The 14,423-nt window shown below is 31.1% G+C and carries 14 protein-coding genes and 1 pseudogene; 12 read left to right on the forward strand and 3 right to left on the reverse strand.

Features of this window, described 5'->3' with window-relative positions:
* The first annotated feature begins 41 nt into the window (after window positions 1-41).
* The 12 genes from V1T75_RS15725 (at window position 42) to V1T75_RS15780 (ending at window position 12,771) form a co-directional block, all read left to right on the forward strand.
* Window positions 42-1,970, forward strand: coding sequence for an OmpA family protein (locus tag V1T75_RS15725; protein WP_330489448.1), 1,929 nt, complete (start codon window positions 42-44; stop codon window positions 1,968-1,970).
* Window positions 1,971-2,082: 112 nt separating this feature from the next.
* The gene (gene ileS / locus V1T75_RS15730; RefSeq protein ID WP_330489449.1) at window positions 2,083-5,490 is read left to right on the forward strand and encodes an isoleucine--tRNA ligase; all 3,408 of its coding nucleotides are present in this window, start codon (window positions 2,083-2,085) and stop codon (window positions 5,488-5,490) included.
* Between the two features lie 4 nt (window positions 5,491-5,494).
* Entirely contained in the window at window positions 5,495-5,872 is a 378-nt protein-coding gene (locus V1T75_RS15735) for a TraR/DksA family transcriptional regulator (protein WP_121148680.1), read from the forward strand.
* A gap of 47 nt (window positions 5,873-5,919) precedes the next feature.
* On the forward strand, window positions 5,920-6,567 hold the full coding sequence (locus tag V1T75_RS15740; RefSeq protein WP_330489450.1) for a hypothetical protein: 648 nt from the start codon (window positions 5,920-5,922) through the stop codon (window positions 6,565-6,567).
* Between the two features lie 75 nt (window positions 6,568-6,642).
* Window positions 6,643-8,538, forward strand: coding sequence for a M61 family metallopeptidase (locus tag V1T75_RS15745; RefSeq protein WP_330489451.1), 1,896 nt, complete (start codon window positions 6,643-6,645; stop codon window positions 8,536-8,538).
* A gap of 122 nt (window positions 8,539-8,660) precedes the next feature.
* Window positions 8,661-9,254, forward strand: a complete 594-nt coding sequence (locus V1T75_RS15750) for a lipoprotein signal peptidase (RefSeq protein WP_330489452.1) — start codon at window positions 8,661-8,663, stop codon at window positions 9,252-9,254.
* A 43-nt stretch (window positions 9,255-9,297) separates the two neighbouring features.
* On the forward strand, window positions 9,298-9,900 hold the full coding sequence (locus tag V1T75_RS15755; protein WP_330489453.1) for a DUF4230 domain-containing protein: 603 nt from the start codon (window positions 9,298-9,300) through the stop codon (window positions 9,898-9,900).
* A gap of 68 nt (window positions 9,901-9,968) precedes the next feature.
* Window positions 9,969-10,391 (forward strand): hypothetical protein, encoded by a 423-nt coding sequence (locus tag V1T75_RS15760; RefSeq protein ID WP_330489454.1) that lies wholly within the window; start codon window positions 9,969-9,971, stop codon window positions 10,389-10,391.
* 454 nt (window positions 10,392-10,845) lie between these two features.
* Window positions 10,846-11,025 carry a helix-turn-helix domain-containing protein gene (locus tag V1T75_RS15765; protein WP_330489455.1) on the forward strand — a complete coding sequence of 60 codons (180 nt, stop codon included), beginning with the start codon at window positions 10,846-10,848 and terminating at the stop codon, window positions 11,023-11,025.
* A gap of 171 nt (window positions 11,026-11,196) precedes the next feature.
* Window positions 11,197-11,481, forward strand: a complete 285-nt coding sequence (locus V1T75_RS15770) for a PadR family transcriptional regulator (RefSeq protein ID WP_330489456.1) — start codon at window positions 11,197-11,199, stop codon at window positions 11,479-11,481.
* Window positions 11,482-12,063 (forward strand): hypothetical protein, encoded by a 582-nt coding sequence (locus V1T75_RS15775; protein ID WP_330489457.1) that lies wholly within the window; start codon window positions 11,482-11,484, stop codon window positions 12,061-12,063.
* 12 nt (window positions 12,064-12,075) lie between these two features.
* Window positions 12,076-12,771 (forward strand): hypothetical protein, encoded by a 696-nt coding sequence (locus tag V1T75_RS15780; protein ID WP_330489458.1) that lies wholly within the window; start codon window positions 12,076-12,078, stop codon window positions 12,769-12,771.
* Window positions 12,772-12,815: 44 nt separating this feature from the next.
* On the opposite strand, the pseudogene V1T75_RS15785 reads toward V1T75_RS15780, so the two are convergent.
* The 3 genes and pseudogenes from V1T75_RS15785 to V1T75_RS15795 form a co-directional block, all read right to left on the reverse strand.
* A pseudogene (locus V1T75_RS15785) lies at window positions 12,816-12,941 on the reverse strand (YegP family protein); the annotation flags it as partial.
* Window positions 12,942-13,307, reverse strand: coding sequence for a hypothetical protein (locus V1T75_RS15790; RefSeq protein ID WP_330489462.1), 366 nt, complete (start codon window positions 13,305-13,307; stop codon window positions 12,942-12,944). It abuts the pseudogene before it with no gap.
* A 6-nt stretch (window positions 13,308-13,313) separates the two neighbouring features.
* The coding region (locus V1T75_RS15795; RefSeq protein WP_330489459.1) for an RHS repeat domain-containing protein at window positions 13,314-14,423 on the reverse strand (1,110 nt) is incomplete at its 5' end.

Below are 14,423 nucleotides of genomic sequence, written 5' to 3' on the forward strand. Positions count from 1 at the left end.
AAGTATTTTTAGTTTTATTTTAACTACAAAAAATAAGAGATGTGGGGAAACAAATAGTAATAGTCTTTATTTTTTTTAGCAGTATTTGTTTGGGGCAAAGAAAGTATACTGCTGATAAATATTTTGAAGTGTTTGCTTATAAAAAAGCAGCAGAATTGTACGAGAAAATTTATGATAAAGGAAATAATTCGTACGAAATAGTTAGTCGATTAGGAGATTCTCATTATTATAATTCAGAATTTTTAGAAGCCGAAAAATGGTACAAACGGTTAATGGATACTTATGAAAGTACAGTACCACCAGAATACTTTTTTAAATATGCGCAATCTTTAAAAAGTAATGGTAAAGTTAAAGAGTCTGACGAGTGGCTTGTAAAGTTTAGTAGGGTTAAAGGAGATGATTCTAGGGGACAAGCGCTAGAGAAAAACGAAGGCTATTTTACGAGGTATACCAATCAAATAAAAAAGGTATTTACCCATGTAAATAATCTTTCAATAAACACTAAGTATTCAGATTTTGGAGGGTTTATTTATGAAGATAATTTTTATTTCTCCTCGACTAGACCGCTTGGAACTAGTGATAAGTTGTATAAGTGGAACAACCAACCTCATTTAAATATCTACAAAGCAAACGAAGTTTATGATACCGAAAATCAGCTCGTTAATTTAACAAAAGAAGAAGTTCTTTTATCATTAAGCTCAGAGTATCACGAATCTAATGCTGTTATTACTTCCGATGGGACAACCCTGTATTTTACCAGAACAAATTTTAATGGTAAAAAACTAGAAGGAGGAGCTAATAAAATAGCCTACCTTAAAATATATAAAGCAGAAAATATAAATGGAGAATGGAAAAATATAAAAGAGCTACCGTTTAATAATGATAACTATTCTGTTGGACACCCAGCGTTAAGTGCTGATGAAAAAACATTATACTTTATTTCAGATATGCCTCATGGTTTTGGAGCGACAGATATATATAAAGTAGCTATTTTAGAAAACAATACCTACGGAACACCAGAAAACTTGGGAAAAGAAATCAATACGGAAGGTAGGGAAATGTTTCCTTTTGTAGCTAAAGACAGCACCTTGTATTTTGCTTCAGACGGACATCTAGGTTTAGGTGCTCTTGATATTTTTGAATCAAAAAAACAAAATGGAATTTATCAGCAGCCAACCAACTTAGGAACTCCCATAAACGGAGCGTATGATGATTTCGCTTTTGTAATAAACACAGTAAAAAAGAATGGTTTTTTCTCTTCCAATAGAAAAGGAGGAAAAGGGGATGATGATATTTACAGTTTTATTTTATATAGCTGTAAAGAAGATATAACAGGGATAGTATCGGAAGAAAAAACGAATAAACCAATATCAGGAGCAACCGTTAAATTAATTGATGCTGACGGTAAGGTTCAAGCTCAAAAAATAACGGGGAACAAGGGAACTTATACTTTTGCTGAAGTTGATTGTGAGAAAAATTTTGTAGTTATCGCAGAAAAGGAAGATTACAAAGCTGATATAAAACAATTACAAACCCTTGACGTGGATAAACAGTTTGTTACAACAAACTTATCGTTAAAGCCACTAATTATAGAAGATCAAATTGTAATCAATCCAATTTATTTTGATTTTGATAAATATACAATAAGAGAAGATGCAGAATATGAGCTAGAACAGATTGTTTCGGTAATGAAAAATCATCCAGAAATGATTATTAAAATAGAAGCCCATACCGATAGTAGAGGGACAAAAGCATACAATAAAAAGCTTTCTAATCAAAGAGCAAGGTCGACCAGAGATTATATTGTTTCACGAGGAATTTCATCTGATAGAATTAAAAGTGCTCTTGGTTTTGGAGAAGAACAGTTGTTGAATAATTGTGGTGATGCCAATCAAAATAATTGTTCTATAAAAGAGCATCAAAAAAACAGGCGTTCTTATTTTTACATTTTAAACAACTCTAAAAAATAAAAATGAAGAACTGATAAAAAAACACCTTATCTCAAGGTGTTTTTTTATATCTCAAATTCAACAATTACAAGAAAATACGTAATTTCGCACATTCAATTAATAAACCGACAAAATGAGTAAGAAGTTTACTGAATACAAAGGATTGGATTTACCAAAAGTAGCAGAAGAAATATTAAACTATTGGGAGGAAAACAACATCTTTGAAAAAAGTATTACTACACGTGAAGGAAACGAACCATTTGTGTTTTTTGAAGGACCACCTTCAGCAAACGGTTTACCAGGAATTCACCACGTAATGGCACGTGCCATTAAAGATATTTTTTGTCGTTATAAAACCCAAAAAGGATACCAAGTTAAGCGTAAAGCAGGTTGGGATACGCATGGGTTACCTGTGGAATTGGGGGTTGAAAAAGAATTAGGAATTACCAAAGAAGATATTGGAACTAAAATTACCGTTGAAGAATACAACGAAGCATGTAAAAAGGCGGTAATGCGTTATACCGATATTTGGAATGACCTAACTCAAAAAATGGGATATTGGGTAGACATGGAAGATCCATATATAACCTATAAACCAAAATATATGGAATCGGTTTGGTGGTTGTTAAAACAAATCTATAATAAGGATTTGTTATACAAAGGATATACAATCCAGCCATATTCACCAAAAGCAGGAACAGGATTAAGTTCGCATGAGTTAAATCAACCAGGAACGTATCAAGACGTTACAGATACTACAGTAGTAGCTCAATTTAAAACGATAAAAGAAACCTTACCGGACTTTTTACAAGTTGATGGAGAGGTACACTTTTTAGCTTGGACAACTACACCATGGACACTTCCATCGAATACAGCATTAACGGTTGGGCCAAAAATAGAATACGTTTTAGTTAAAACATTCAACCAATACACCTTTGAGCCAATTCAAGTGGTGTTGGCTAAAAACTTAGTAGCAAAACAATTTGCTGGGAAGAAGTTTAATCAAGTAGAAGATGTAGCGGAATTAGCAAGCTACGTTGAAGGAGATAAGCAAATTCCTTATATAATTGTAAAAGAATTTATAGGAAAGGACTTGGTAGGTATTAAATACGAGCAATTACTACCATTTGCTTTACCATATCAAAATCCAGAAAATGCGTTTAGAGTAATTTCAGGAGATTTTGTAACTACCGAAGACGGTACAGGTATTGTACACACAGCACCTACGTTTGGTGCAGATGATGCGTTAGTTGCAAAACAAGCAACTCCAGAAGTGCCGCCAATGTTGGTGTTAGATGAAAATGAGAATCCAGTTCCATTAGTAGATTTACAAGGGAAATTTCGTCCAGAAATGGGAGAATTTGCGGGTAAATATGTGAAGAACGAGTACTATGCTGATGGTGAAGCTCCAGAAAAATCGGTAGATGTAGAGTTAGCAATTCAATTAAAAGAAGAAAACAAAGCCTTTAAGGTAGAGAAATATGTACACAGTTATCCAAACTGTTGGCGTACCGATAAACCAATTTTATATTATCCATTAGATTCTTGGTTTATCAAGGTAACCGATGTCAAGGATAAAATGTTTGATTTAAACGAAACCATCAACTGGAAACCAAAATCTACTGGAGAAGGACGTTTTGGGAACTGGTTAAAAAATGCGAATGATTGGAACTTGTCGCGTTCTCGTTTTTGGGGAATTCCACTACCAATTTGGCGTACTGAAGACGGAACAGAGCAAATTTGTATTGGGTCTGTAGCTGAATTAAAAGAAGAAATTGCAAAAGCAGTTGAAGCCGGAATGATGACTGAAGACATTTTTGCTGATTTTGAAGTAGGAAACATGTCAGAAGATAACTACGATAACATCGACTTACACAAAAATGTAGTAGATAAAATTATCTTAGTTTCTGTTTCAGGGAAACCAATGAAGCGTGAAAGTGATTTGATTGATGTATGGTTCGATTCTGGTTCTATGCCATATGCACAATGGCATTACCCATTCGAAAACAAAGAATTCATAGATCATAAAGAAAGTTACCCAGCTAATTTTATTGCAGAGGGAGTAGACCAAACTCGTGGATGGTTCTATACATTACATGCCATCGGAACGATGGTGTTTGATTCTGTAGCGTATAAAAATGTAGTGTCTAACGGATTAGTATTAGATAAGAACGGACAAAAAATGTCAAAGCGTTTAGGAAATGCGGTAGATCCGTTTACCACGTTGTCTGAATATGGTCCGGATGCCACACGTTGGTATATGATATCAAATGCAAACCCTTGGGATAACTTAAAGTTTGACTTGGCAGGAATAGAAGAGGTAAAACGTAAATTCTTCGGAACTTTATACAATACCTATTCATTCTTTTCATTATATGCTAATATTGATAACTTTACGTATAGTGAAGCTGAAATAGCGATTCATGAACGACCAGAAATCGATCGTTGGATTTTATCTGAATTAAATACCTTAGTTCAAAAAGTAGATAAATTTTATGCAGAATATGAGCCTACCAAAGCTACCAGAGCAATTTCTGATTTTGTACAAGATCACTTAAGTAACTGGTATGTACGTTTATGTAGAAGACGTTTTTGGAAAGGAGAGTATGCACAAGATAAAATCTCTGCATACCAAACGTTATATACTTGTATGTTAACGGTAGCCAAATTAGGTTCTCCAGTAGCGCCTTTCTTTATGGATCGTTTGTATAAGGATTTAATAAAAGCTACAGGAAAAGAAAGTTTTGAAAGCGTACATATAGCAGAGTTTCCTAAATATAATGCTGATTTAGTAGATAAGTCGTTAGAGCGTAAAATGGAAAATGCACAAACTATTTCTTCATTGGTATTGTCTTTAAGAGCTAAAGAGAAAATTAAAGTACGTCAACCATTACAAAAGATCATGATTCCTGTATTAGATGCTACTCAAAAAGAAGAAATTTTAGCGGTGGCCGACTTAATAAAATCAGAAGTTAACGTTAAGGAAATAACGTTATTAGACGATGCTTCAGGAATTTTAGTAAAACAAATCAAGCCAAACTTTAAAGCTTTAGGGCCTAAATTTGGTAAGGATATGAAGTTGATAGCTAATAAGATACAAGGCTTTACACAAGAGGATATCATTAAAATAGAAAAAGAAGGTGAAATTTCTGTGGAAATTAACGATAAAATGATTACTTTAGGAACCGCTGATGTGGAGATTTCATCGAAAGATATCGAAGGGTGGTTGGTAGCCAATGCAGAAGGGTTAACCGTAGCTTTAGATGTTACAATAAACGACGAATTACGCAAAGAAGGTGTGGCAAGAGAATTAGTTAATAGAATTCAAAACGCACGAAAAGACACAGGTTTAGAAGTAACCGATAAAATAAAATTAACCATTTTACAGGCTGATGATTTAAGAGAATCGGTATTGGCAAATGAAAACTACATTAAAGCAGAGACATTGACAAATGAATTAGTTTTTGTTGATGATTTAAAAAATGGTACAGAAATTGAGTTTGATACCATTAAAAGTAGAATGTTAATTGAAAAAATATAGCATTATGGATGATGTTAAAATAAGATATTCAGATAGTGATTTACTAGAGTTTAAGGAAATCATTCAAAAGAAAATTGAAAAAGCTGAAGAAGATTTAAGATTGCTACAAGCCTCATATAAAAACGGTTCTGATAACGGAACCGATGATACGTCGCCAACATTTAAATCTTTTGAAGAAGGATCTGATACGATGGCTAAAGAAGCAAACATGCAGTTAGCCATTCGTCAAGAAAAGTTTATTCGCGATTTAAAAAATGCCTTAGTTCGCATTGAAAATAAAACCTATGGTATTTGTAGAGTTACAGGTAAGCTAATTCAAAAAGAACGTTTAAAGTTAGTACCACATGCTACTTTAAGTATTGAAGCAAAACGAAAACAATAACTTTCAAAGTTAAAATAAATAGAGCCTCTTTTAGAGGCTTTTTTTATATGAAAAAAATCCTATTACTACTTGTTCTAATAAGTGTTCAACTTCTTTACTGTCAAGAAAAAATAATACAGAAAAGAGAAATGTTCGTAAATGAACTCGAAGTCGTTACTTACGGCTTAGACGATCTTGTAGTAGAAAATTCAAAGAGTAACGAGCTAGAAGTAATTTTACTTGATGAAAATCCACATACCCATAACCTACTGTTTAAAAAGCAAGGAGATGTTCTTAGAATAACATTTGAATTAAATATTCCAACATTAAAAAAAGAAGTCTTTCGAAAATACATAACGAGGAGGCTAGAACGAGCTAGGGCTATTATAAAGGTTCCTAAAAACAAGCATTTAGACATTCATGGAAAAACTATTGGAGTAACTTCAAAAAGTTATAAGGGAGATGTAAATATTTATATAGAAAGAGGAAATATAAAATTAAATACTGTTCAAGGAAATTCAAATATCCGTCTTTTTCAGGGAAACGTTTTTGCACAGGTTCTTTCAAAATATAAATTAGATTTAAAAACTAATCATGGAACAATTCTTATAAATGGAGAAAAAAAAGAATCTCCGTTCTCTCAAGAAAACTCATCAACTTTTAAAAAACTTACCATAAATTCAATTCATGCAAATATGAATATTGAATTAAAGTAATTAACAAAAATTTATAATAATTAGACGTAACAAATGAAGCATCATTTTGTCTAATGGTTAATTAAAAACTAAGAAATGAATAAAAGTATACTAACCACAGCAGCCATTGCAGCATTGCTATTAACAAGCTGTAATTCTACCAAAAAGACAACAAACGATTTAGCTGTCCAAGCTCCAATTGTAACAACTCTAGATTTAACAAAAGTAGATAATGATAAAGTACCTGTAACAATTAACCCAGGGAGGTTTACAGTTGACAAAGTAACCTATCGATTGCCAAGAGTAGTTCAAGGAACTTATTCTGTAAGTGATTTTGGTAAATATGTAGATAGTTTTAAAGCCTTAGATTATGAAGGAAACGAATTAGAAGCTACAAAAGTTGACACCAATACATGGGAAATTACCAATGCCCAAAAATTAGATAAAGTAACTTATTTGGTAAACGATACTTTTGATATGGAAGTTTCAGGAGGAATTGGAGGAGAAACTCCATTTTCACCTGCAGGAACCAATATTGAGTCTACTAACTATGTACTGAACCTTCACGGATTTGTAGGGTATTTTGATTCGTTAAAAAACAACCAATATAAGTTAGATGTTGTTTCTCCTGCTAATTTTAAAAGAACTTCTGCTTTGCAAGAAGTAGGAACAAAAACAAGTGAAGATGGTTCAACTTTAACGTCGAGTTATTTTGCACCACGTTATTTTGATATTACCGATAATCCTATGTTTTATGGAGAATTAGATGTTGAAGAGTTTAAAGTAGGTGATATTAAAATTGTATTAAGTGTATACTCTCCAAATAAGAAGCACTCAGCTGAAAAGCTTAAGAAAGTTATGGAGAAAATGATGCAAGCACAAAAAGCATATTTAGGAAGTATTAACAGTACAGCACGCTACGATATTTATTTATACTTATCTGACGGAACTGAAAAAGCGCCTAAAGGATTTGGGGCTTTAGAACATCATACATCAACAGTAGTAGTGTTACCAGAAGCAATGCCTGATGAAGCATTGGCAAAAAGTATGATTGATGTAGTATCTCATGAGTTTTTCCATATCGTAACTCCGTTAAGTGTACATTCAGAAGACGTACATTATTTCGATTACAATCAACCAACATTCTCAAAACATTTATGGATGTATGAAGGAATTACAGAATACTTTGCTACATTATTTCAAGTAAATCAAGGTTTGGTAACAGAAGATGAATTTTACAGTAAAATTATGGGTAAAATTAAAACTGCATCTTCTATGAATGACGCTATGAGTTTTACAAAGATGAGCGAAAATGTATTGGAAGAACCGTATGCTTCTCAGTACTATAATGTTTATCAAAAGGGAGCTTTGATAGGGATGTGTATCGATATTTTAATGCGTGAAGAAAGCAATGGAAACAGAGGAGTATTATCATTAATGAAAGAATTATCGTTAAAATACGGAAAAAATAAGCCGTTTGAAGACGATAAGTTAATTGAAGAAATTACTGAAATGACGTATCCGTCAATAGGTGAATTTTTAAATACGCATGTAGTAAAAGGAACCCCTATTAATTATAATGAGTTTTTTGCTAAAGCAGGATTGGTACTAGATGCATCCAAAGTAAAAACAAATTACATCCAAAACAATGGGGCTATAATTGTTAGAGGAGATAAAGACACAAAAACAATCCGATTTACAGAAGCAGTAAAAGACAATAGTTTTTGGGCAGAAAACGGAGCACAGTCAAACGATGCTATTAAAGAAGTAGACGGAACCCCAGTAACTATGGAAAATGCCAATCAGGTTTTTACTAAAATGTTTATGTGGCAACCAGGAAATGAAGTTGAGGTGAAATTAGAAAGAGATGGTAAAGAGGTAGTTATTAAAACAACCTTAACTCAATCATATACAAAAGGAACTAGTTTAAAAGATAACTCGAATGCAACGCAACAACAAAAAGAACTAAGAAAAGCTTGGTTAAAAGGGTAGTTTTCTTTTTATCTGTATATAAGACCAATATGACTAAAAGTTTATTGGTCTTTTTCTTTCTATAAACCAGAAAGAAAACATAAAAATAGTTTTCTTATTTTTGTTTCCATTAAATAAAAAAAATGTCTAAAAAACACATCGCAATACTTACCGTAATTCTGGCAATTTTAATTGATCAAATTAGCAAAATTTACATCAAAACACATTTTCAGCTAGGAGAAGAAGTAGTTGTTTTTAACGATTGGTTCAGAATCCATTTTACTGAAAATAATGGAATGGCGTGGGGCTTTGAATTTGGTGGTAAAGCAGGGAAATTATTTTTAACTTTATTCAGAGTTGTTGCGGTTACTGGTATTGTATATTGGTTATGGCAATCTATCAAGCGAAAAGCACATACAGCCGTTATTATTGCGATTGCATTAATTTTAGCAGGTGCAGTAGGAAATATCATCGATTCTGTTTTTTATGGGGTAATTTTTGATTCTTCTTATCATAATGTTGCAACCCTTTTTTCAGAGAATCCTTATGGAGAACTATTTCATGGGAAAGTAGTAGATATGCTGTATTTTCCTATTTATGAAGGTGAAAATTTCACCTTTTTCAACGCTATTTTTAATGGAGCAGATTCTTGGATTACTATAGGAGTGGCGTTGTTGTTTGTTTTTAATAAACAAGCATTCCCTAAAGAAGAAAAAGAAACAAAACAAGTTTCGTAAAACACTTTAGATACTTTTCCTATCTTTATAGAAAAAGAGAACAATGCGTTTATTAAGATATGTTGCTGTTTTTGTATTGGGATTTTTAATTGCAAAATTTTGGTACGAAAAGAAAGAAGAAAAGCACGAACAAGAAGAGATTCAAGTGGTTTTAAACGGAATTCAAAACTTAAGTAAACTAGTAGTTTCACAAGGGAATTTTTCTGAAATGTATAGCTTTACAGATGCAAAAAAGTATTTCTATGGATATGTTACCTTTGAAAAGAAAGCAATGCTCTCAGTAAATGCTAAGGTTGAGGTGGGATATGATTTATCGGAATTAGAAATTCAAATAGATAGTGTAGGAAAACAAATCATCATCAATAAAATTCCAAAAGAAGAAATACTCATTTCCCCAGACATAAAGTATTTCGATTTACAACAGAGTCAGTTTAATACTTTTTCGAAGCAAGAACTAAATAAACTCAACGCTAAAGCGATTGAAAAGATTCAATCGACAATTACCGTGTCTCGATTACAGAAAGATGCTAAAACTCGTTTATTTGAAGAGTTATCGAAGATTTACCAACTCTCTAAAATTTACAATTGGAAAGTGGTAGACAATACAAATTCAAGAATGTTGGAGCCTTTAATTTTAAAAGAGTAATCTCATTCATTTCTGTAACATTACTAATCCGTTACTTTTCATAAAAAATGAAATTAAGAAATTCTTTATTGCCAAATGCAACACAGGAAAGAATTCAGGTAGTATCAGAGAAAATAAAGACTATTGAAGAAGGGATTCTAAAAAAAATCAACGTAGATAATTTAATAGCAGATTTCAATGAATTTACCAATAGGAATTATGATTTGCAATATTTTTCTACTTTCAGAAAGTATGAATCTATAGCGAAGTTTTCAAATGATTCTGCTCAAATACCTTCAATGAATATTAAAGATATAACTGAACTTGAATTAATTGAAATTGTGAATAGAATTAGAAATAATGATGTAAACGAACATTTCTATATGGAAATCATAGATAATAATATTAATTGCAATCAAGCAAGTGATTATATATATTTTCCTGAAAACTACGGTCTTTTATCAACCAAAGAAATCGCTTCATTTATTTTTATGCACCATACTACTAGCTAAATTATTTAGACTTAGTTAGATTAACTGCTAATCTGGATACCTATGGATTTTTCTATCTACTCACTAAGATTTCAAGCTCAAAAAACAATCAGAATTCAAGAAAATAGGAAAATCAAGTGTTAAAAATGCCATTACTATCAAAGAACTTCTTTTTCTAATATGAAGTAAGATAGAAAATTTCCCTCTTACTTTTCTAAATTTAGTTTAAAATATTCAATTTCAAACTACCCTGTATAACTCTACTTCAACAAACTCAGTAATCATTTCATTTTTAAATAATTCCCTTATAAGGAACAACTATTCGTAAAAACATCTCGTAGATAGCATTGCCTTTATTAGAGATACTAAAACCAAAAAAGCATACTCCTAAAAACAACAAAACCACAACATTACTGTTGTGGCTTTATCTTTATCTATTATTTTAATAATTTAATTTCTTGTTGCTTACTCTTACTTGCCACTAGTAAATACTAGCGGGAGCGGGGAAATAGCTTATAAAGCTGGAATTGATGGTCAAAATCTCAGAAAATATGAGCTAGGAAAGCAAGAAATGAAAGTTTCTATGCTAAAAAGAATTGCTGATGCTTTTGAAATGACTACTTCTGAACTATTGTCTTTTGACAGGAAAGATTAATAGATAATTATTCTTTTTCATCATTACAACCTCCGCTCTTCATCTTGTTTATTAACAACTTATTGCTTCGATAGTATTTTGTGATTTTCCTTTAATGAAAAATTAGTTATAAAAAATTCTCAGTATATTATTATTAAATTAATTATATTAGTAGAGTAATAACATTGTTAAATGGGAAATCACAACCTAACATTACAAGAAATAAAAATATTATCTGTACTTGAGATAGATGATATGTACGGCTATCAAATTCTGAAAGAATTAGGTAAAAAAATACTATTAGGAAGTTTATATAACACTCTAAAAAGTATGGAAAGAAAGGGATATGTTGAAAGTAAATGGGGAGAAGATACGGGGCAAGGAGGAAGAAGAAAATACTACAAAATAACTGGGCAAGGAGAGAAAGTTTTTGAACAAGCTAAATCTGAATTAGCTTCAATATTAAAATTAGCTTAATTGAAAACGATAAATGATTATATAAGTGATTTTAAGAGCTTAGGATTTGTAGTTGAAAACCTTAATAATAAATCTGTATTATTTTCAAAAGATAATTTAAAATTTAAAGTAAAGGTCAAGTTAACAGGTTATCTAGAAGTTTATGAAATCAATGGTAATGAGGATAAAGAAGATTTAATGAATCGACTGGATATTTTTATAAAACTAAGAGAAAAAGAATTTATTAATAACGATACATTCATTCACTTTGTTGATAATAATATTACTAATAGTAATCATGCTAAAGTTATTAAGATGTTATTTAGTGATGAAAATGAAAAAATCAAATTTAACATATCGAATAAAAAGAAACCTTTCATAAACAAATTTAAGTATCTTTTAGTTATTATACCTAAATCTTCAAGAGCTGAATTTATATCTGATTTACAGTGTATAATATCGGATATGAAAACAGATAATTGCTCTAAATTATATATAACTTTCATTGTTTTATTGCATATAGCCTCAGTAGTGTATCACGCCTTCTTTTTTAAACTAAAAGGATATTTTTATCCAAACAAAGAACAATCTAATAAAGATTAATTAAGAAATAATATGTCAGTTAATTGTATAGAAGATATTATTCAACTAAAGAAAAAAATAACTTTTTGGAAATTAGTTTATTCAAAATACAAATTAAACTGGGCTATAATTAGCCTAGTGCTAGCATTAATAGGCTTGACACTAATTATTCATTGGATTTATACAAGCTATGATGTAAAAAATTCTTCTTATGCTATTATGGGGGGCATTTTAATGCTAATATCTAGCATTTACATGTCTAAAAAGAATGATAAAATCATCAAGAAAAATTACAAGTTCGCCCTTTCAAATAAAGGAGAATGGGATAGTAATACTTTAATTAAGATTAGAAAAAAAATTATAAAAAAAGAATTGAAAAAGAGTATTAAAATTAATGATAAGAATTTACTTTTCATTATTGAATGCTTAAAAAAAGAAACCAAGAGTAATCATTATACTTACGCAGTAGTTTTTAATTCAATTATTCTTTTTTCTGGTGTTTACCTTGGAGCATTTTTAGGAGGTTTTAGCAATTATGCTTCAAACATGAAAGATTTTTTTGAAAGTTTTAGAATTATAGGGGGAATAATTTTATTGACTTTACTTATGATACTTTATGTTGAGTTTACAATACGTGATTTTATAATTCAAAGAAGAAAAAATAAATATCTTTTAATAAGGGTTTTAGAAAATATTTATTTAGAAGAAACTCAAAAAACAAGAAGATGAACTTAAGTCCATCTTCTTGCTTATTTTAATATGTTACTTCACTACTAAGAATTATCTTCTACAGTAGCATTTGGTGCATTCTTTTTTACTGAAGCTATACCATTTCCCATGGCATCTTTACTTGAATACATTTCACTTGTTCCGATGATTTGTCCGTTAGCTGCTTTTATTTAATCATCAAAATATAAATCTATATTCGGACGAGTTAACGGTTCATTCATTTCTATTAATGCTTCTTTAGCTAATGTTCTGACACGCACCCATAATTCATTATGCTTAAAAGCATCTTCGTTTAAATCCGTATTAGAAATATTTAAATCCATTAAAACAAAACAACTTATTATCTTGCCTACTGCTTTATATGATAATTTTTCTTCATCCATTAACTGTGGCACAAGCTTAAAAGCATTATCAAAGACAGACACTACATCTTCCTCAATATTATCTTCCACAAAGTCAGGTAAAACCTCTCTTTGTTCCTCATATGATAAAGCCATTAACTTCAAGCTTTCTACTAAAATTTTGTATTGATTCATTCTATTTTATTTAACAGGAATCCTAGTTGTTGTTGTTCCATTTGATACTTTCCAATATGGGTTACCTCCAAAATGCCTTCTTGAACCAGGGTGGTATTGTATTACTTTCCCTGTTGGTTGTCCTTTACTATTGACTTGCCTAAAAACCCATCCTTTATCTGTTCCTCTAGTCCTTTTCATCACACTATTAATCCAACCATCTGAACCATTCAATGCTTTTCGAACATCAATATAACTATTTCCTTTTAATAAATTAGGGTTAGCCATAATATCATCAACAGTACTATTAAATTTGTTTGATGAAAAAGATGGTGTTCTTACGAAACTCAGTCCTATAAATATAGGAGAACTAAAATGCATTTCTCCTGTATATCCAGACATCATAAAGTGATTATACGCGGCTATTCTTTGTTCAACAATACCAACACGCTTCATTAACTTTTCATATACTTGGTCATCTAAACTATTAATCCATGTCATTGTTCCTTCTGATACATTTCCATTTATAATTGTTAATGCAACCTTATCAAGAATATCATTGTAACTTTCTTCAGAATGCCATCCAGATTTACCAGCTGCGCCTGTATGATAATATTGCTTTCTTGTTTTGTGTGGTGCTACTCCACCTCTAGGCACTCCTACCATTTCAGGTCTAGATGCTCCTTCTTCACAATCATCACATGTTTCTGATTGTCCAGTTCTCTGATTAGTAAACGTACCGTTATTGTTAACCCATTTATCACCACTTTTAGAATCTTTAAATAATTTATTAAAAAAAGATTCCGCATCTGCCCCACTAGGGTCTGCAAAGAATGCTGGATTATTATCAAAAGCTTGATATGGAGAAAATTCATAATGGTCAACTATATCAATAGCGTTCCATCTAGCAATAGCTGGGTCATACATACGTAAATCCATTTCATATAAATCCAGCCCTAATGATTCTTCAAATTCTATACCATTATATTTGAATTTCTGAGCAGCACTATTCCCAATTGAAGAAGTAACATTGTTATACCCTTTATGTTTTAAACCAAATGGATAGTAGTTACTTTCCTCTATAATTTCGGTTGTGCTCGGGTCTGAACTCGCAGTGATAATACCGTCATTATTATT

This window comes from Tenacibaculum sp. FZY0031 (assembly GCF_036350695.1).
In the GTDB taxonomy this organism is placed as follows: domain Bacteria; phylum Bacteroidota; class Bacteroidia; order Flavobacteriales; family Flavobacteriaceae; genus Polaribacter.

Bases quoted from the DNA above. Each gene is read 5' to 3' on its own strand.
- V1T75_RS15770 (WP_330489456.1), top strand. From the start codon at position 11,197: ATGGGAAATCACAACCTAACATTACAAGAAATAAAAATATTATCTGTA.
- V1T75_RS15755 (WP_330489453.1), top strand. From the start codon at position 9,298: ATGCGTTTATTAAGATATGTTGCTGTTTTTGTATTGGGATTTTTAATT.
- V1T75_RS15735 (WP_121148680.1), top strand. From the start codon at position 5,495: ATGGATGATGTTAAAATAAGATATTCAGATAGTGATTTACTAGAGTTT.
- V1T75_RS15790 (WP_330489462.1), bottom strand. From the start codon at position 13,307: ATGAATCAATACAAAATTTTAGTAGAAAGCTTGAAGTTAATGGCTTTA.
- V1T75_RS15750 (WP_330489452.1), top strand. From the start codon at position 8,661: ATGTCTAAAAAACACATCGCAATACTTACCGTAATTCTGGCAATTTTA.
- V1T75_RS15780 (WP_330489458.1), top strand. From the start codon at position 12,076: ATGTCAGTTAATTGTATAGAAGATATTATTCAACTAAAGAAAAAAATA.
- V1T75_RS15740 (WP_330489450.1), top strand. From the start codon at position 5,920: ATGAAAAAAATCCTATTACTACTTGTTCTAATAAGTGTTCAACTTCTT.
- ileS (WP_330489449.1), top strand. From the start codon at position 2,083: ATGAGTAAGAAGTTTACTGAATACAAAGGATTGGATTTACCAAAAGTA.
- V1T75_RS15745 (WP_330489451.1), top strand. From the start codon at position 6,643: ATGAATAAAAGTATACTAACCACAGCAGCCATTGCAGCATTGCTATTA.